Annotated in this window: 18 protein-coding genes and 1 tRNA gene; 15 read left to right on the forward strand and 4 right to left on the reverse strand. The window is 72.9% G+C overall.

Going from position 1 to position 17,589, the window contains the following annotated elements; all coding sequences use genetic code 11:
• Positions 1–62 precede the first annotated feature (62 nt).
• Positions 63–857: an SGNH/GDSL hydrolase family protein gene (locus ACFU8V_RS07335; protein ID WP_378871825.1), complete on the forward strand. Its 795-nt coding sequence runs from the start codon at positions 63–65 to the stop codon at positions 855–857.
• On the opposite strand, the gene ACFU8V_RS07340 is transcribed toward ACFU8V_RS07335, so the two are convergent.
• Positions 826–1,353: a VOC family protein gene (locus tag ACFU8V_RS07340; RefSeq protein ID WP_378870116.1), complete on the reverse strand. Its 528-nt coding sequence runs from the start codon at positions 1,351–1,353 to the stop codon at positions 826–828. The two genes, ACFU8V_RS07335 and ACFU8V_RS07340, sit on opposite strands and share 32 nt — an antisense overlap.
• A gap of 92 nt (positions 1,354–1,445) precedes the next feature.
• Between ACFU8V_RS07340 and ACFU8V_RS07345 the strand changes: the two genes are divergently transcribed.
• The gene (locus ACFU8V_RS07345; protein ID WP_378870119.1) at positions 1,446–2,225 is read left to right on the forward strand and encodes a helix-turn-helix domain-containing protein; all 780 of its coding nucleotides are present in this window, start codon (positions 1,446–1,448) and stop codon (positions 2,223–2,225) included.
• Between the two features lie 5 nt (positions 2,226–2,230).
• Here the strand turns inward: ACFU8V_RS07345 and ACFU8V_RS07350 are convergent, their stop codons facing one another.
• A complete protein-coding gene (locus ACFU8V_RS07350; RefSeq protein WP_378870122.1) occupies positions 2,231–3,469 on the reverse strand; it encodes an APC family permease in 1,239 nt (412 codons plus the stop codon).
• A 41-nt stretch (positions 3,470–3,510) separates the two neighbouring features.
• Positions 3,511–3,981, reverse strand: a complete 471-nt coding sequence (locus ACFU8V_RS07355; protein WP_338565668.1) for a DUF4442 domain-containing protein — start codon at positions 3,979–3,981, stop codon at positions 3,511–3,513.
• 99 nt (positions 3,982–4,080) lie between these two features.
• On the opposite strand from ACFU8V_RS07355, the gene ACFU8V_RS07360 reads away from it, so the two are divergent.
• From ACFU8V_RS07360 to ACFU8V_RS07410, 11 genes are all read left to right on the forward strand, one after another.
• On the forward strand, positions 4,081–4,488 hold the full coding sequence (locus ACFU8V_RS07360; RefSeq protein ID WP_025103920.1) for a GntR family transcriptional regulator: 408 nt from the start codon (positions 4,081–4,083) through the stop codon (positions 4,486–4,488).
• On the forward strand, positions 4,475–5,545 hold the full coding sequence (locus tag ACFU8V_RS07365; protein ID WP_378870127.1) for a DUF1648 domain-containing protein: 1,071 nt from the start codon (positions 4,475–4,477) through the stop codon (positions 5,543–5,545). The genes ACFU8V_RS07360 and ACFU8V_RS07365 overlap by 14 nt, the downstream gene beginning before the upstream one ends.
• A complete protein-coding gene (locus ACFU8V_RS07370; protein WP_231729419.1) occupies positions 5,545–6,504 on the forward strand; it encodes a CPBP family intramembrane glutamic endopeptidase in 960 nt (319 codons plus the stop codon). The genes ACFU8V_RS07365 and ACFU8V_RS07370 overlap by 1 nt, the downstream gene beginning before the upstream one ends.
• 4 nt (positions 6,505–6,508) lie before the next feature.
• Positions 6,509–7,168 carry an O-methyltransferase gene (locus ACFU8V_RS07375; RefSeq protein WP_025103923.1) on the forward strand — a complete coding sequence of 220 codons (660 nt, stop codon included), beginning with the start codon at positions 6,509–6,511 and terminating at the stop codon, positions 7,166–7,168.
• Positions 7,169–7,280: 112 nt separating this feature from the next.
• Positions 7,281–8,561 carry a phosphopyruvate hydratase gene (eno, locus tag ACFU8V_RS07380; RefSeq protein ID WP_025103924.1) on the forward strand — a complete coding sequence of 427 codons (1,281 nt, stop codon included), beginning with the start codon at positions 7,281–7,283 and terminating at the stop codon, positions 8,559–8,561.
• A gap of 77 nt (positions 8,562–8,638) precedes the next feature.
• Positions 8,639–9,172: a septum formation initiator family protein gene (locus ACFU8V_RS07385; protein ID WP_172400116.1), complete on the forward strand. Its 534-nt coding sequence runs from the start codon at positions 8,639–8,641 to the stop codon at positions 9,170–9,172.
• A 47-nt stretch (positions 9,173–9,219) separates the two neighbouring features.
• Entirely contained in the window at positions 9,220–9,762 is a 543-nt protein-coding gene (locus tag ACFU8V_RS07390; RefSeq protein ID WP_062633538.1) for a DUF501 domain-containing protein, read from the forward strand.
• Positions 9,759–11,078: a S8 family serine peptidase gene (locus tag ACFU8V_RS07395; RefSeq protein WP_249521459.1), complete on the forward strand. Its 1,320-nt coding sequence runs from the start codon at positions 9,759–9,761 to the stop codon at positions 11,076–11,078. The genes ACFU8V_RS07390 and ACFU8V_RS07395 overlap by 4 nt, the downstream gene beginning before the upstream one ends.
• A gap of 25 nt (positions 11,079–11,103) precedes the next feature.
• The gene (locus ACFU8V_RS07400) at positions 11,104–12,600 is read left to right on the forward strand and encodes an NAD(P)/FAD-dependent oxidoreductase (RefSeq protein WP_025103928.1); all 1,497 of its coding nucleotides are present in this window, start codon (positions 11,104–11,106) and stop codon (positions 12,598–12,600) included.
• A gap of 196 nt (positions 12,601–12,796) precedes the next feature.
• Complete coding sequence (locus ACFU8V_RS07405) at positions 12,797–13,831, forward strand: hypothetical protein (protein WP_315104987.1); 1,035 nt, start codon at positions 12,797–12,799, stop codon at positions 13,829–13,831.
• Positions 13,832–14,015: 184 nt separating this feature from the next.
• Positions 14,016–14,873, forward strand: coding sequence for a cation-transporting ATPase (locus ACFU8V_RS07410; RefSeq protein WP_378870136.1), 858 nt, complete (start codon positions 14,016–14,018; stop codon positions 14,871–14,873).
• Positions 14,874–14,876: 3 nt separating this feature from the next.
• Here ACFU8V_RS07410 and ACFU8V_RS07415 read toward each other — a convergent pair.
• Positions 14,877–14,949 (reverse strand) — tRNA-Leu (locus ACFU8V_RS07415).
• Positions 14,950–15,013: 64 nt separating this feature from the next.
• Between ACFU8V_RS07415 and ACFU8V_RS07420 the strand changes: the two genes are divergently transcribed.
• Together ACFU8V_RS07420 and ACFU8V_RS07425 are read left to right on the forward strand one after the other, a co-directional pair.
• Positions 15,014–16,258, forward strand: a complete 1,245-nt coding sequence (locus ACFU8V_RS07420) for an amino acid deaminase/aldolase (RefSeq protein ID WP_378870139.1) — start codon at positions 15,014–15,016, stop codon at positions 16,256–16,258.
• Positions 16,255–17,568 (forward strand): D-arabinono-1,4-lactone oxidase, encoded by a 1,314-nt coding sequence (locus ACFU8V_RS07425; protein ID WP_315104985.1) that lies wholly within the window; start codon positions 16,255–16,257, stop codon positions 17,566–17,568. The genes ACFU8V_RS07420 and ACFU8V_RS07425 overlap by 4 nt, the downstream gene beginning before the upstream one ends.
• Positions 17,569–17,589: the final 21 nt, after the last annotated feature.

Genomic DNA, 17,589 nt, shown 5'->3' on the forward strand with positions numbered 1-17,589 from the left:
CGTCGGGACGAGGCGTTCACCGGACGTTCACGGCAGTCGGCTGGAATCGCGCCGTGCGCCGTCTGCCTCTGCTGACCCTGGTCGCGCTCGCCGCCGCGCTCGTCGTGGGCGCCCGCGCGGTCCTCGACCGGCAGGCCGCCCTCGCGCGCCGGCGCATCGGGAAGCCGCTGGGGGAGCAGTCGCTCGACGCCGACCGTGTCTGGCGCCCGGGGCTCGAGGGCGAGCCGCTCGACCTCCTGCTGCTGGGCGACTCCCTCGCTGCCGGCCTGGGAGCGGCACGGCGGAAGGAGACCCTCGGGGCGCGGCTCGCGAAGGCGACGGCACGCCGGCTCGGGCGTCCGGTACGGCTGCGCACCGCCGCGGTCGTGGGCGCGGAGTCGCGGGATCTCGCCGGGCAGCTCTCCCGTCTCCCCGCGGACTACCGCCCCGACGTCGCCGTGATCGTGGTCGGCGGCAACGATGTCACCCACCGCCTCCCGGCAGCGGAGTCGGCCGGCCACCTGCGCGCGGCCATCAGTCGCCTGCAGGCTCGCGGTGCCCGCGTCGTCGTCGGCACCTGCCCCGACCTCGGCGCCCTGCGCGCGGTGCCGCAGCCGCTGCGCCGCATCGCCTCCGGTCTGTCCCGACGGCTGGCGGAGGCGCAGGCGGAGGCTGCGCACCGGGAAGGAGCGGAGACGGTGGACCTGCGGCGGGCTGTCGGCCCGATGTTCTTCGACGAGCCGGAGGAGATGTTCAGCCTCGACCGCTTCCACCCGAGCGCCCTCGGCTACCGCCGCACCGCGGAGGCGCTGCTGCCGGCCGTCGAGCGGGCCTCCCTGGTCGCGCTCAGCTCCCAGCACTCTCCGGCGCGGCGCTGAACGAGGCCGCCCACTCCGCGACCCGTCGTGCGCTCTCCTCGTCGGAGAGGTCCTCCACGCGGGTCATGATCGACCAGCGGACGCCGAACGGGTCGCGGATGCTGGCGTAGCGGTCGCCGGAGACGAACAGGGACGGCGCCTCGCGGACGGTCGCCCCCGCCGCGACAGCGCGCGCGACCACGGCGTCCACATCCGGGACGTAGAGGCCCATCGAGTAGCAGTCGTCGTCGCCGGCGGGCGCGGGCACGAGGTGGTACTCGGGGCTGGGCTCACCGAGCTGGAGTCGTCCGAGCCCGAATTCGAGGTCGGCGTGCGCGACGACACCGCCGAACTCCGTCACGTCGACCACGCGGGCGCCGAAGACGTCCCGGTAGAACTCGACGGCGCGGGCGGCGTCGGGGATCGCGAGGAAGGGGGTGAGCGAGGTCGCGCTGTGCGGGCGGCCGTCGGTGGTGTGTGCGCCGGTCACACCGGCCGGAGGTGTCTGTTCGGTCATGCGGCCACGCTAGACGCGGGAGGGCGCCCGCCGCTTGAAGATCCGCGACACGTCGCCGACGCCGCGTCGGTGGCGCGTTCTACGCTGGGCCCATGGTGGACCGGACGCGCGGAGTGCTCTATCCCGCACGGCTGCCCTCGTTCCATCGGGTACCCCCGCCCGCTGAGGCCGCCGCGCTCGTCTCCTGGTTCTGGATCCCGGAGTGGAGCCTCCCGGACGGCGAGGTGTCGCGGCAGGAGATCGTCTCGTATCCGGCCGTCAACCTCGTCGTCGCCCCGGAGGGCGTGTCGATCTCGGGCGCCACGACCCGCGCGTCGACCAGGGAGCTGCGGGGGTCGGGGTGGGCTGTCGGCGCTCTACTCCGCCCCGCCGCGGTCCCTGCCCTCACCGACGACCCTCCGGCCCTGATCGACGCGGAGCACTCCTTCGACGCCCCCGAGCTGCACGCGGCGGTGACGACGGCGATGCGGACCGCGCCCGAACGCCGGGAGCGCGCCGTCGCGGTCTTCGCCGCGTGGCTGTCACAGCGCGTCGGCCCGGTCGGCGCGGCGGGGCGGCAGGCCAACGCGATGCTCGACGTGCTGCTGGGGGAGGGGGCGGCGCTGACGCCGGAGGAGGCGGCGACCCGACTCGCGCTCTCGGTGCGCACGCTGCAGCGCCTCACACATCGCACCGTGGGACTGTCGCCGGGCGCGATCATCCGCCGTCGCCGGTTGCAGGAGGCGGCGCAGCGTCTCCGCGAGGAGCCGGAGACGGATCTCACGGCGCTCGCCGCCGCGCTGGGATACGCCGACCACGCCCATCTCACGCGCGACTTCGCGGCCGTCCTCGGCCTGCCGCCGCGCGACTATCGCGCCAGGCTCTCCGGCTGAGGCGATCAGCCGCGTCGCTGCTGCTGCCGCCGTACCCGCAGCGCCCGTCCGGCGACCCCGAGCAGCACGACGCCCATGCCGACGAGCGAGGCGAGGGCGGGAAGCGTGCTCACGAGCACGAGGCAGCCGAGGGCGCCGCCCACCTGCAGTGCCCGGGGGTATCGTCGGGCCGCGCCGTGCTGGCGGAACGCGGCGGCGTTCGCGATGAGGTAGTACAGCAGCACGCCGAAGGAGGAGAACCCGATCACCTCGCGGAGATCCCCGACGAGCACGAGTGCGATCACGATGACCGCGAGGATGATCTCGGCGCGGCGCGGCACCTGATGGCGCTCGTCGATGCGGGCGAGGAACCGCGGGAGATCGCCTTCTCGCGCCATGGCGAGGGTCGTGCGCCCGATGCCGGTGAGCAGGGCCAGCAGAGCGCCGAGGGACGCGGCGGCCGCGGCGATCCGCACCACGGGGGCGAACGCCGACCAGCCGGCGGCAGTGAGGACGTCGGCCAGGGGCGCGTCGGCTCCCCGCGCGTCGCCACCGAGGACGAGGAGCACCACGACGCCGACGAGCGCGTAGACGACGACGGCGCCGCCGAGAGCGAGCACGATCGCGCGGGGGATCGTGCGCGCGGGGTCGACGACCTCCTCGCCCATGGTGGCGATCCGGGCGTAACCGGCGAAGGCGAAGAACAGCAGTCCGGCGCCCTGGAGCACGCCGTACACGCTCGTGTCGGGGAGCGGCGCGGGGGAGGCGGTCGGCGCGGCACCGAGGCCGACCGCCACCACGACCGAGAGCCCGAGCAGCGAGCAGGCCACGAGGATGCGGGTCGCGAGCGCCGTCCGCGTCACGCCCAGGCAGTTCACGACCGCGAGGGCGACGACGGCGATCACGGCGACCGGGGTCTGCCACCCCGCGGGAGCGGCGTAGGCGGCGAAGGTCATGGCCATGGCGGCGCAGCTCGCAATCTTGCCGATCACGAAGCTCCAGCCGGCGACGAAGCCCCACCACGGTCCGATCTCCGCTCGCGCATACGCGTACGTGCCACCGGCGACGGGGTGGACGGCCGCGAGCTGCGCGGACGCGGTGGCGTTGGCGTAGGCGACCGCGGCGGCGATTCCGAGCGCGACGAGCGTCGCGTTCCCGGCGACGTCGACGGCCGGGCCCCAGACCGCGAACACGCCGGCACCGATCATCGCTCCGAGGCCGATCGCGACGGCGTCCGGCAGCGTCAGGCGGCGGGCGAGGGGCATCCGGTCATCGTCGCACGCCGGGGTGAACGGCCGGTGACGCGTCAGCCGCGGGACGCGGTGACGCGCTTCTTCTCGCGGATGTAGACCTCGCGGCGCACGGTCGCCACGACGTCCCCGTCACGATCCGTGATGACGGTCTCGAACCACTCGAGCACCTTCGCGCCGCCGTGGGCGCGCTGCCGGAGCTCCTCCGCCTTCTCCTGCGTCACCTCGAACTCCGCGGTCAGCACGCCACGCCCCGGCTTGAGGAACTCGATCTCTCCACGGGTGTCCCACACGACGTAGTCCCGGCCGAGCTGGTGCATGACGAGCATGAAGAAGTACGGGTCGGTCATCGCCGACATCGACCCCCCGAACGCCGTCTTGACGTAGTTGCGGGTGAGGAGGTTCACGTGCAGCTCCACGGTCGCGTGGGTCCAGTCGTCGCTGAACCGGCGGACGCGGATGCCGCTGCACAGGTTGGGGATCCAGAGGCTCATGCCGAGGGCGAGGCGGCGGGGCGTGATGCGCATGAGGTCAGTGTGGAGGATGCGCCGAGTCCCCGCGAAGACGTCTGGAGGGTTGGCACAGTTGTTCTAGTTCACCTAGAATAACTAGGGAAGGGAGGTGCCATGCTCATCCGCGTCGATGTCGACAGCCCGCTCGCGCTCTACGACCAGGTGGCCGCCTCGGTGCGTGCCGACATCCTCTCCGGTGCTCTCGCGCCCGGCGATCGTCTGCCGGCCGCCCGCGACGTGGCCGCCGCCCTCGACATCAATCAGCACACCGTCCTGCACGCCTACCAGCGCCTCCGCGACGAGGGCCTGGTCGACCTCCGGCGGGGGAGGGGCGCCGTGATCGCCGCCTCCGCCGCGCCGCTCGCCGCACTCTCTCACGAGATCGATGGGCTGATCCGGCGGGCGGCGGCCCTGGGTGTCTCCGCCGAGACCCTCGCCGGCATCGTCCGCACGCACCGCGCAGAAGCCGAACCTCCCACCCCCGCCGCGACCCCCCAGGAGGCCTCCCATGACGACGCCTGACCCCACCCGCACCCCTCCGGCCACCCTGCGCCGCGCACGACGGGCCTTCGTCCTCGTGGCGCTCGTCCTCCCGGTGCTCATCGTCGCGATCTCCGCTCTCGTGCTCACGGCCTGGCTGCCGTCGTTCCCCACCGACGTCGCGATCCACTGGGGCGTCGACGGGGCGGACGGTTTCGGCCCGGCCGCCACCTACCTCTGGGTGCTCCTCGGCGTCGGTCTCGGCCTCCCGGTGCTCCTGACCGTCACGACACTGGTCGCCGTCGGGGCGCACTGGGGCGCGACCGCCCGTCTGCTCGGAGCGACCGCGGCCGGCATGTCGGCGTTCGCGGGCGTGATCTGCCTGGGCTCCCTCGCGATCCAGCGCGACCTCCCGCCCTCCGGTGAGGTCCCGGGCATCGCGGGAGTGATGGCACTGGCCTGGGCGGCTCTCCTCGGCGTGGGCGCGATGGCGTGGTTCGTGCAGCCGCGCGTGCAGTCGGTGCCCGGCGCCGCTCTCGAGCCCCGCCACGACGTGCGGGTCGGCGACGGCGAGCGGGTCGGCGACGGCGAGCGGGTCGTCTGGGTGGGCACCACGACCATGCCCACCGGTGCCCTCGTCTTCCTCCTGCTCGTGCTGCTCGGGCTCGTGGCGCTCGCCGTGGCGATGCTCATCACGGGCACCCCGCTGGCCTGGGTCTCGGGTCTGGTCGCCCTCGTCGTCGGGTTCGCGCTGGCGGCGACCGCCTCGTTCCGGGTGCGCGTCACGCCGGACGGCATCGACGCCCGTGCCGTGATCGGGTGGCCTCGGAAGACCATCCCGGTGGCGGAGATCGCGTCGGCCAGGGCCGTGCGCATCTCGCCCTTCGGCGAGTTCGGCGGCTGGGGGTGGCGTCTCGCTCCCGACGGCCGCAGCGGGATCGTGATGCGCCAGGGGCCGGCGATCGAGGTGCATCGCCGCGACCACGGACCGTTCGTCATCACGATCGACGGGGCGGAGGAGGCGGCGGCGCTCCTGCAGGCGTACGTGGACCGATCCGCGGGGCCTGCGCCCTCCGGAGGAACGGAGAGGACGGCATGATGAGCGCTCTGACGCCGACCCGCGTGCCCTGGCGCGCGGTCCTCATCTTCACCCTCACGGCCTGCGGGCTCGCGGCTCTCGTCTGCCTGCCCCTCTGGCTCGGCGACGGCCTCGCCGAACCCTTCGCGGGAGCGCTCCTCCCCGTGATGATGTTCACGCCCGCGGCCGCGGTGCTCGTCGTCATGCTCACCACGGGCGTACCGGAGAAGGGCAGTCGGGCGCGCTTCCTCGGGATGTGGCCGCTGCGGCCCGCGAAGCGCGTCGTCGGGCTGCTGGTCGCGGCCTGGCTCGTGCCGCCGCTGCTCGTCGCCCTCGGCGTCCTCCTCGCCGCCGCATTCGGGTGGGTGCGGCTCGACCTCACCTTCTCGACCTTCGCGGATCAGCTCGCCCAGGCTCTTCCCCCGGGGACACCGGTGCCGCCGGTCGGAGTGGTCGTGTTCGCGCAGCTCGCCGCGATCCCGGTCGGGGCGCTGGTGAACAGCGTGCTCGCCTTCGGCGAGGAGCTCGGCTGGCGCGGCTGGCTGCTCCCGGCGCTGCGTCCGCTCGGCACCTGGCCGGCGCTCCTGCTCAGCGGGGCGATCTGGGGGCTGTGGCACAGCCCCGTCATCCTCCTCGGCTACAACTTCGGCCGGACGGACGTCACCGGCGTGCTGTTCATGATCGGCGGCTGCGTGGCGTGGGGGGTCCTGTTCGGCTGGCTGCGGCTGCGCTCCGGCTCGCTGTGGCCGGCGGTCGTCGCGCACGGGGCCCTGAACGCCGCCGCGGGCCTGGTCCTGATCGTCGCCGCCGAGCAGCCCGACCTCGCCCTCGCCGGACCGCTCGGCGTCGCGGGCTGGATCGTCGCCGCCGTCGTGGCCATCGTCCTCATGCTCACGGGGCAGTTCCGCCGCCAGCCGGAGCTCGCCGCGCCGCGCACCCCGCCGACGCTTGACGGCCGGCCGGCGCCGGGGGTTGGCTGAGCACATGGAATCCACTCCCGCCGCCTGGGCCCGCGCCGACACCTTCCTCGCCGACATGCTCGTGGGTCCGGATCCGGCCCTGGCGTCGGCCTTGGAGGCGCAGCGGGCGGCGGGGCTGCCCGAGATCGAGGTCGCGCCGGTCGCGGGGAAGCTGCTGAATCTCCTCGTGCGGATGAGCGGTGCCCGCCGCGTGCTGGAGATCGGCACCCTCGGCGGCTACTCGACGATCTGGATGGCCCGCGCGGTCGGACCGGCGGGACAGGTCGTGACGATCGAGGCGGAGGCGGACAACGCCGCCGTCGCCCGGGCGAGCATCGACGCGGCCGGAGTGGGGGACCGCGTCGACATCCGGATCGGTCGGGGAGCCGACGTGCTGCCGACCCTCGCCGGCGCCTTCGACCTCGTCTTCATCGACGCCGACAAGGAGTCCAACACCGTGTACCTGGACTGGGCCGCGAAGCTCGGTCACCCGGGCACCGTTGTCGTGCTCGACAACATCGGCCGCGACGGCGAGATCGTCCGCGACGACTCGACGGACCCCAAGGTGAACGGCACGCGCGCGGGGCTGCGGATGCTCGGGGAGGACCCGCGCTTCGACGCCACGGCGCTGCAGACGGTCGGGATCAAGGGATGGGACGGCATCGCGCTCGCCCTCGTCGTCTGACGCGGGCGGATCCCCCCGGCTCGTCTCCGGGTGCGGTCCGACGCCGGGGATAGACTGGGCGCGGATCGACGACGCTCCACACACCCTTCCATCCTGAGCAAGGAGCACATCAGTGGCACTGATCGAGGCTGTAGGCGCACGCGAGATTCTCGACTCGCGCGGAAACCCGACCGTCGAGGTGGAGGTGCTCCTCGACGACGGCATCGTGCAGCGCGCCGCCGTCCCCTCCGGTGCCTCGACCGGCGCCTTCGAAGCGTACGAGCTGCGGGACGGCGACAAGAGCCGCTACGGCGGCAAGGGCGTGCTCAAGGCCGTCGAGGCGGTCATCGACGAGCTCGGCCCGGCCATCGAGGGCGTGGAGGCGAGCGAGCAGCGCATCGTCGACGAGATCCTCATCGAGGTCGACGGCACGGACAACAAGAAGCGCGTCGGCGCCAACGCCATCCTCGGCGTGAGCCTCGCGGTCGCGAAGGCCGCCGCGGACTCCGCCGACCTGCCGCTGTTCCGCTACCTCGGCGGTCCGAACGCGCACGTGCTGCCCGTGCCGCTGTTCAACGTCATCAACGGCGGAGAGCACGCTGACAACGGCATCGACATGCAGGAGTTCTTCCTCGCCCCGATCGGCGCGGAGACTTACTCCGAGGCGCTGCGCTGGGGCGTGGAGACCTACCACGTGCTGCGCGCGGAGCTGAAGGCCGCCGGCTACGCGACGGGTCTCGGCGACGAGGGCGGCTTCGCCCCCGACCTGCCCAGCAACCGCGAGGGCCTCGACTTCCTCGTCAAGGCGATCGAGAAGGCCGGCTTCACGCCCGGCACCGACATCGCCCTCGGCCTCGACGTCGCCGCGACCGAGTTCTTCAAGGACGGCGTCTACCGTCTCGACAACAAGGACTGGGACGCCGCCGCACTCACCGAGTACTACGTCGGGCTCGTCAACGACTTCCCGATCGTCACGATCGAGGACGCGCTCGCCGAGGACGACTGGGACAACTGGAAGCACCTCACCGAGGCCCTGGGCTCGAAGGTGCAGCTGGTCGGCGACGACCTGTTCGTCACCAACCCGCAGCGTCTCGCCGACGGCATCACGCGCGGCGTCGCCAACTCGCTGCTCGTGAAGGTCAACCAGATCGGCACGCTCACCGAGACGTTCGACGCCGTAAGCCTCGCGCAGCGCTCGGGCTACACGGCGATGCTCTCGCACCGTTCGGGTGAGACCGAGGACACGACGATCGCCGACCTCGTGGTCGCCACGAACGCCGGCCAGATCAAGGCGGGTGCCCCGGCGCGCAGCGAGCGCGTCGCGAAGTACAACCAGCTGCTGCGCATCGAGGAGGAGCTGGGCGACGCGGCGGTCTTCGCCGGCCGTTCCGCCTTCCCGCGCTACCAGGGCTGAGCGCCCGCGACAGCGACCACGCCGCATCCGCGGCACGACCGCGCCGCCCGGATGGCGGCTGACACGAAGGAGGAGCCGTGGCACGACGACCGGCTCCTCCTTCGCCGTCGATCGGGGCGGCGACGCCTCGCTCGACGTCCTCGTCGCGACAGCCGCGGAGCGGCGCCCCCGCCGCACCCCGCGTGGACGTGCGCGAGTGGGCCTCGGGCATGCGGCTCTCGGCCTTCTCCGTGATCATGCTCTCCCTCGTGGTGCTGGGAGCCTGGGTGCTCGTGCCCACGCTGGGCACCTTCATCGACCAGCGCCAGAAGATCGCGGCGCTGGAGCAGTCCGTGCAGGTGAGCGAGGACGAGATCGCCGCGCTGACCGCGGAGCGCGAGCGCTGGGACGACCCCGCGTACATCACGACCCAGGCCCGTGAGCGCCTGTACTACGTCAAGCCGGGCGAGGTCGTGTACCTCATCGACAACGACCTCGATCCCTCCACCCTCCCGCGCGAGCAGGAGCCGGTGAGCGACACCCTCGAGGAGAAGCCCGCCGACTGGATGCCGCAGCTGCTGCGCACCCTCGTCTCCGCGGGACTGAGCGACACCGCCGTCCCCGCAGGCTGAACCCGGGCTCCGAGCATCCTCCCGGACGGCTCCCCTACGCTGGTGAGGTGACCACCCCGCCGTTCCCCGCGCCCACCTCCGCCGAGCTCGCCGTCGTCTCGACCCAGCTCGGACGCCCCGCCCGCGGTGTCGTCGGCATCGCGGCCCGCTGTCGGTGTGGGAACCCCACGGTGGTGGCCACCACCCCGCGCCTGCCCGACGGCACGCCGTTCCCCACGTTCTACTACCTCACGCATCCGGCGGCGACCGCCGCGATGTCGACGCTCGAGGCGAACCAGGTCATGCCCGAGCTCGCGGCGCTGCTCGCGGAGGACGAGACGGTGGCCGCCGCGTATCGGTCCGCCCACGAGGCGTACCTCGCCGACCGTGCGCAGTTCGGCGAGGTGCCCGAGATCGACGGAATCTCCGCCGGAGGCATGCCCACCCGAGTGAAGTGCCTGCACGCCCTCGCCGGACACGCCCTGGCGGCGGGAGCCGGTGTGAACCCGATCGGCGATGCCGCGCTGGCCCGCAGCTCATGGTCTCCCGAGGTCTGCCGCTGCGAAGAGCCCGGCGCCGCCCTCCGCGACGATCCGGCACGTTCGGCATGACGCGGCGGCGGATGCTGCGCGGCGCCGTCGCCCTCGTGGCGGTGGCGGCATCCGTCCTGCTCCTCGGTTCCACGGCGACGCCGACGCCGACGCCACCTCCGGTCGCCGACGACCCTGCCGACCCGGTGCGGGCGGCGGAGTACTGGCTGGACGGTGCCCGCATCCGCGACGCCTGGCAGACGACCCGCGGGGAGGGCGTCACGATCGCCGTCATCGACACGGGCATCGGCAAGGTGCCGCAGGTCTTCGACGAGGCGGTCGTCGGGGGGACGGACGTGTCCGGAGCCGGGACGCCGGACGGACGCACGCCGCTCGGCGCCGTCGACGGCAATCACGGCTCGTGGGTGGCGTCGCTCGCGGCAGGCCGCGGCCAAGCCGACGGCACCGGCATGATCGGGGTCGCGCCAGAGGCGGAGCTCCTCTCGATCTCCGTGGGGTTCGGCGCCGCCGCGGCGGTGCCGTTCACCGAGCAGGTGGCCACCGGCATCCGCTGGGCCGTCGACCATGGCGCCGACATCATCAACCTCTCGTTCACGACGAACACGCTCGACTGGGATCAGAGCTGGGACGACGCCTTCCTCTACGCGTTCGAGCACGACGTCGTGGTCGTCGTCGCGGCCGGCAACCGGGGGAGCGGCACGAACATCATCGGCGCGCCCGCCACGATCCCCGGCGTGCTCACGGTCGGCGGCGTCGACCAGACCGGCACCGCGAGCATCGAGGCCTCGACGCAGGGCATCACCATCGGCATCTCGGCGCCGAGCGAGGGCCTGCTGGGGGTGTCGGCGGACGGCGAGGTCGTCTCGTGGAGCGGGACCAGCGGCGCGGCTCCGATCGTCGCCGGCGTCGCGGCGCTCATCCGCTCGGCGCACCCCGACATCTCCGCGAACGACGTCATCAACCGCATCATCAAGACGGCGATGCCGGTGGCGGATGCGAAGAAGCCGCGCGATCCGCTGTACGGCTTCGGCCTGGTGGACGCGGAGGCGGCGATCTCGGCGAACCTGCCGTCCGTGAGCGAGAACCCCATGGGCGATCTCGCGGAGTGGGTGCGGCTGTACCGCCGCGCCGACAGCGAGCCCACGCCCGAGCCGTCGCTCGCCCCCGTGGAGGTGCCGCCGCTGCCGGACGCGGATGCCCCTACCGACCCCGGTTCACCGCTGCTTCCCAGCGCCGACTCCCTGCGCTACGGTACCCTGCCGCTCATCGCCCTCACGGTCCCTGGTATCCTGGTAGCGCTTGGCGTCACCGCAGCTGCCCGGCGCATCCGATCGGCGCGCGTTCCCGTACGCCACAATCCCGACTCCGAGGAGTAGTTCTTCTGTGCCTCAGAACAGCACTGTGCCCAAGATCCTGATCGTCGGCGGAGGGTACGCAGGTTTCTACACCGCGTGGAAGCTCGAGAAGCATCTGCGCAAGGGCGAGGCCGACGTGACCATGGTCGACCCGCTGCCGTACATGACGTACCAGCCGTTCCTCCCGGAGGTCGCCGCCGGATCGATCGAGGCCCGGCACTCCGTCGTCGCGCACCGCCGTCACCTGAAGCGCACGCACGTGCTCACCGCCAAGGTGACGAACATCAACCACGCGCAGAAGGTCGCCACCATCACGCCGCCCGTCGGCGAGCCGTACGAGTTCGCGTACGACCAGATCGTCGTCACCGCGGGCGCCGTCTCGCGCACGTTCCCGATCCCCGGCATCGCCGACAACGCCATCGGGCTCAAGACGATCGAAGAGGCCGTCGCCATCCGTGACAAGGTCATGTCGAACTTCGACAAGGCCGCCTCCCTCCCGGCCGGCCCCGAGCGCGACCGCCTGCTGACCGTCGTCGTCGTCGGCGGTGGCTTCGCGGGCATCGAGGTCTTCGCCGAGCTCCGCTCGCTCGCCTCGTCGCTGGTGAGCAAGTACCCGCAGCTGACCTTCGACGACACGCACTTCCACCTCATCGAGGCCATGGGCCGCATCATGCCCGAGGTCTCGCTGAAGACGAGCGAGTGGGTCCTGAAGGACCTCGCCACGCGCGGCGCGAACGTCCACCTCGACACCCAGGTCACCGGTGCCATCGACGGCAACGTCGAGCTGTCGACCGGCGAGGTCATCCCGACGGACGTCATCGTCTGGACCGCGGGCGTCATGGCCAACCCGACCGTCGTGCGCGGCGGCGACCTGCCCGTCGAGGAGCGCGGTCGCATCCAGACCCGTGCCGACCTGCGCGTCGGTACCCCCGAGGCGTTCGTCGAGGGTGCCTGGGCCGCGGGCGACGTCTCGGCCGTTCCCGACCTCTCGGGCGGCGGCGTCGGCGGATTCTGCGTCCCGAACGCGCAGCACGCCGTCCGGCAGGCGAAGCTCCTGGCGAAGAACCTCGTCGCGGTGCTCCGCGGGGAGACCCCCAAGGAGTACTTCCACAAGAACCTCGGTGCCGTCGCCGGCCTCGGCCTGTACAACGGCGTCTTCCAGTCCGGCAAGATCGCGCTGAAGGGCTTCATCGCCTGGCTCGCGCACCGCGGCTACCACGGCTTGGCCATGCCGACGTGGGAGCGCAAGTGGCGCGTGCTCTGGGGCTGGTGGAACAACCTGTGGCTGGGCCGCGACCTCGTGAACCTGCAGACGGTGCAGAACCCTCGCTACGTCTTCGAGGAGTTCGCCGCCCGCCCGCGTCCCGCGGCACCCGCCGACGCCACCCCGGCCGCCAAGGCGCCGGCCGCTGAGAAGCCGGCCGCTGCGCCCGCGGCGGAGACGCCGTCTGAGATCAAGAAGCCGGCCGCCAAGCGGCCCGCAGCGAAGAAGGCTCCGGCCTCCGTTGCGAAGGACTCCGCGGAGACCGCTGCGGCGAAGTGACCGTCCGGTTCTGAGGAGAAGGCCCTGAGCGCGTGAGCGCCAGGGCCTTCTCCTATTGACCGGGGACGGGAGTTGGTCGCGTAACATCTCACATTGTACGCTCGCAGGGGTGCTCGGGAGGGGTGTGTGCGAGGCACCCCCGATGCGGGGAGGAGGTCCGGTGAGCGCGCACGGGGGAGAATCACCGACCGTCAGTGTGTCGATCCGGACGGGTCCGGGCGAGGACGCGCATGCGGCACAGCTCGCGGCACGGCTCGACGGCGCTCCCGTCCGCATCTGCCCGACGGGCGCCGCGGCATGGCGGCCCTGGACGCGACGAGCCACGCATCATCTCGTCCTCGACGCTGCGGTGCGCCCGCACCCTCACCTCCTCGCCCAGGTGCAGGAAGCCGTCGCCGCGCAGCCCCGGGCGGTCCTGAGGCTCTTCACCCGCAGTGACGGCTACGCCTCGCATGCGTCCCGGGTGGCGGCGTTCTCCGGGTGCTCGTGGTTCGTGCCGCCGGGCCCCGATCCGTCGTCCGTCGCCGTCGTGCTGCCGGTTCCCGAGGCGGCGGAGTTCGCGCGTTCCGTCCCGGGTGGCGATCTCGAGCCCGTCGGGCTGCTGCTGCAGCGGTTCGCGGCGGAACAGGGCCTCAGCCTGCTCGCGAGCACGGCCGATCTCGTGCAGCTCGAAGGGGCGGGGGCGCACGCTCCGGCCACCGCCTTCCTGTCTGCGGCGATGGCGCCGGCGGACTGGTGGCGGCGGCCGTCGCTCGTGTCGCCGTCGTCGATCCCGGTGGTCCATCTCCGGGACGGCGAGCCGCTGTCGTACGAGTCCGTGCCGGGCACGCCGGATGGTTGGCGTCTCCGCACACGCCGGGAGGTGCCGACGCCGCACGCCCGACGGCTCGCACGAGTGATGCAGGAACGCCTTCTCGGCACGGAGGTGGCCCGCAGCCATCTCCGCGCAGCGGCCGTGCTCCTCGGGGTGGCGGGAGTGCTGCGCGACCAGCTCCTCCTCGCCGCGGGGTGGGGCCGGCCGTCCGATGAGTTCGGCACGGCGGTGGCGCGGGAGGCCGCGGCGACCCTCGCCCTCGGGACACTGGCGGAGGCGGTCCCGGCTGCGAGTCGACCGGATGGTGCCGCAGAGCTCCGCGACGCCTTCCGGGTGCTGTACGACGAGATGACCGCGATCCTGGGCACGGCGCCTCCCCGGCCGCGCGTGGAGCCGATCCATAGGCCGCCTCGCTAGCGTGTCGACCGCAAGGGGAGTACTCCCGTCTGCAGCGACGTCGTCATGACGGGCATGTCATCGTGCCCCGGCCCGCTGGCCCGCGAGGGTGGAGGAGACCTTGGCACCCGAATCGCGGGCTGCCCGGAACCTTGCGTCGACAGAGGTCGCGGAGAACGGCGGTCCGTCCCACGAAGGGACCCCCATGTCGAAGCTCTCCCGCCTGATCCGCCTCGCCACCGACGCCATCGACGCGAAGGGGGGAAGCCCCGGGGTGCGCGGCGGCGAGGGCGCGCGTGCCTCCACCGACTGGAGCGGGATGATCCGCGGCGCGGTCGACGCCGTGCGGGGCACCGATCCTCAGGCGCAGCGCCCGACCGCGCCTCCTCCCGCGTCCCCGGCGCCCACCCCTCCCGCCGGACGAGCATCCGCCGCAGGGGCGTACGCCCCGCCGCCCGCTCCCGCGTCCGGTGGTGCGTCGGACGTCTCCGCGGCGGACCGCGCGGCCATCGCCCGGTACGACTACCTCCTGCAGACAGCGAATCCACATCGGATCGAGCAGATCCATCGCGAGGCCTTCGCGCGCCTCACGCCGTCGCAGCGCGCGCACGTCGACGCCCGCATGCGGGCGGAGCTCCCGGCGGAGGAGCGACCGCGCTCGTCGTCTGCGGACGACCTGGCCCGCGCGGCCGGACGGGCCGAGGCGATGCAGCCCGGCCGCCTGCGCGGACTCCTCTCCCGCGCCCGCGGCGGCGGGGCCGCGGGCGGCGCGGCGGTCGGTCTCCTCGGCGTGGTGGCCGGCGGAGCCGTCGTGAGCACCGTGGCCGCACCGCTCCTGGAACAGGCGGCGGGGCTCGGCGTGGACTTCGACGCGCTGGCGCAGGGCATCGACCTGGATGCGCTCGCCTCCGGCGTCGACATCGACGCGCTGGCCGGCGGCGCCGACGAGATGCTCGGCTCGGCCGGCGAGGCCGTCTCGGGTCTCGGCGAGACGGCGACCGGCTGGGGGGAGCGGCTCGGCGATCTCGGTATTCCCGGGATCGGCGACATCCTCGGCCGCTGACGGTGCCCCCGCTGGGACTCGAACCCAGACTGAGGCGATTTTAAGTCGCCTGCCTCTGCCATTGGGCTACGGGGGCTGCGCCGCCAGCCTATCGTCGGCGGGGTCGTGACCCGGCGGGGCTCAGGCCGTAGGGTGGGGGAGTGCTCGACCTCACCGACGAACTGAGCCCCGTCCCGGGTGGCCCCGCGGTCGCCCCCGAATGGGAGGACCCGGGCCGCTACTGGCCGCGCCTGTCGGCCGCGACCGGGCACCTTCCGGCGCCCGTGGCGGTCATCGATCGCGAAGCGCTGCGCTACAACGCCATGGACCTGCTCGTCCGTGCCGGCGGACTGCCGATCCGCGTGGCGTCGAAGTCGGTGCGGGTGCGCGCGGTCCTGGATGCGGTGCTGCGCCTCCCGGGTTTCCGCGGAATCCTCGCGTTCACGCTGGAGGAGGCGCTCTGGCTCGCGGAGACGCACGACGACATCGTCCTCGGCTACCCGACCGTGGACCGGGCGGGCATCGAACGGCTGTGCGCCGACGAGCAGGCGGCGCAGCGCATCACGCTCATGATCGACGACCCCGTGCACCTGGACCTCGTCGACAGCGTGGTGGCCCCTTCCACGCGCCCCGAGCTTCGCGTGGCCATCGACGTCGACGCGTCCTGGCGATCCGCGCTGCTCGGTCACATCGGCGTCCGCCGATCGGCCCTCTTCTCCGCCGGGGAGGTCGCCGCGTTCGCGCGGACGGTCGTCGCACGCCCCGGCTTCCGCCTCGTGGGGCTGCAGATGTACGACGCCCAGATCGCAGGACAGGGCGATGCCGGTCCCGATGGACCGCTGATCCGTCGCGTCCAGGCCCGCTCGCGCGAGGAGCTGCGGGAGCGAAGGGCGGCGATCGTCGCCGCGGTCGGCGCTGTGACGCCGCTCGAGTTCCTCAACGGCGGGGGCACCGGATCCCTGGAGTTCAGCGGCAGCGACGAGTCGCTCACCGAGGCCAGCGCGGGCAGCGGTCTGCTCGGCGGACACCTGTTCGACGGGTACCGGTCCTTCCACCCGGCGCCGGCCGCGGCCTTCGCCTTCGACGTCGTGCGCCGTCCCGCTGCCGACATCGCCACGGTGCTGGGCGGCGGCTGGATCGCCTCGGGTCCGGCGCTGGCCTCGCGACAGCCGCGCCCGGTGTGGCCGGCGAACCTCCGCACGCTTCCGCGAGAGGCTGCCGGCGAGGTGCAGACGCCGCTGCAGGGGCCGACAGCGGCGACGCTCGGCGTCGGCGATCGTGTCTGGTTCCGTCACGCCAAGAGCGGCGAGCCGGCCGAGCGCATCGCCGCGTACCAGCTCGTGTCCGGCGACGAGGTCGTGGACGAGCTGCCGACGTACCGCGGCGAGGGGAAGGCGTTCCTGTGACGAGAATCGGCGGCACCTGGCAGAACTGGGGCCGGTCGGCGTCCGTGCGCCCCGTGCGGGTCGAGCGCCCGCGCAGCCCCGAGGGCGTGCAGCGTGCCGTGCGGGCAGCGGTGCGACAGGGGCTCACGGTCAAAGCCGTCGGCGCCGGTCACAGCTTCACCGGGATCGCCATCGCCCCCGGTGTGCTCCTGGAACTGGACGACCTGCAGGGGCTCGTGTCCGCGGACGTCGCGAGCGGACGGGTCACGCTCCTCGCCGGTACCCGGCTGCACCGCATCCCCGGGCTGCTCGCCCGCTACGGCCTCGCGATGGAGAACCTCGGCGACATCGACCGCCAGTCCATCGCCGGTGCGATCTCCACGGGCACGCACGGCACCGGCGCCGGTTTCGGCGGACTCGCCACCCAGGTCGTCGGGGTGACCCTCATCACCGCCGACGGGGAGTTCCTCCGCATCGACGAGGCGCACAGTCCGGAGCTCCTGCCCGCGGTCGCTCTGGGGCTGGGCGCGCTCGGCATCATCGTCGAGGTCACCCTGCAGTGCGTGCCCACGTTCGTGATGCATGCGGTCGACGAGCCGCTGCCGCTGGACGAGGTGCTCGGCACGATCGACGAACGCGTCGCCGCCGCCGACCATTTCGAGTTCTACTGGTTCCCGCATACCGACGTCGCGCTCACCAAGCGGCAGTCGCGTCTGCCGGAATCGACGCGACGGAGGCCGCTCCCGGTCGTGGGCCGGTGGGTGGATGAGACCCTGCTCGCGAACGGCGTCTATCGCGTCGTCTGCGCGGCGGGACAGGCGGTGCCGGCGATCACGCCGCCGTTCAACCGGCTCGCGGTGCGGCTCACCGGTGACCGTGAGTACACCGACCTCTCGAATCGCGTGCTCACCCAGAGCCGGACCGTGCGCTTCCGCGAGATGGAGTACGCGCTGCCGGCGGCCGAGGTGGTGCCCGCGTTCCGCGCCCTCCAGGAGCTCATCGCCGAGCGCGGCTGGCGGATCGAGTTCCCCGTGGAGGTCCGCTTCGCTGCCGCCGACGATCGCTGGCTCTCCACCGCGTACGGCCGCCCCAGCGCCTACATCGCGGTGCACCGGTACTGGCGCGCGGACCCGACGGCGTACTTCGGTGCGGTCGAGGAGATCATGCGGGCCCATGGCGGCCGCCCGCACTGGGGCAAGCTGCACACCATGACCCGGGAGACGCTGCGGGAGAGCTACCCCCGCTTCGATGACTTCGTGGCGCTGCGCGACCGCCTCGATCCGGATCGCCGCTTCACGAACCGCTATCTGGAGCGGGTGCTGGGACGCTGATCGGCGGCGCTGGTCCGTCGC

It is taken from the genome of Microbacterium sp. NPDC057658 (genome assembly GCF_042799975.1).
Classification (GTDB): domain Bacteria; phylum Actinomycetota; class Actinomycetes; order Actinomycetales; family Microbacteriaceae; genus Microbacterium.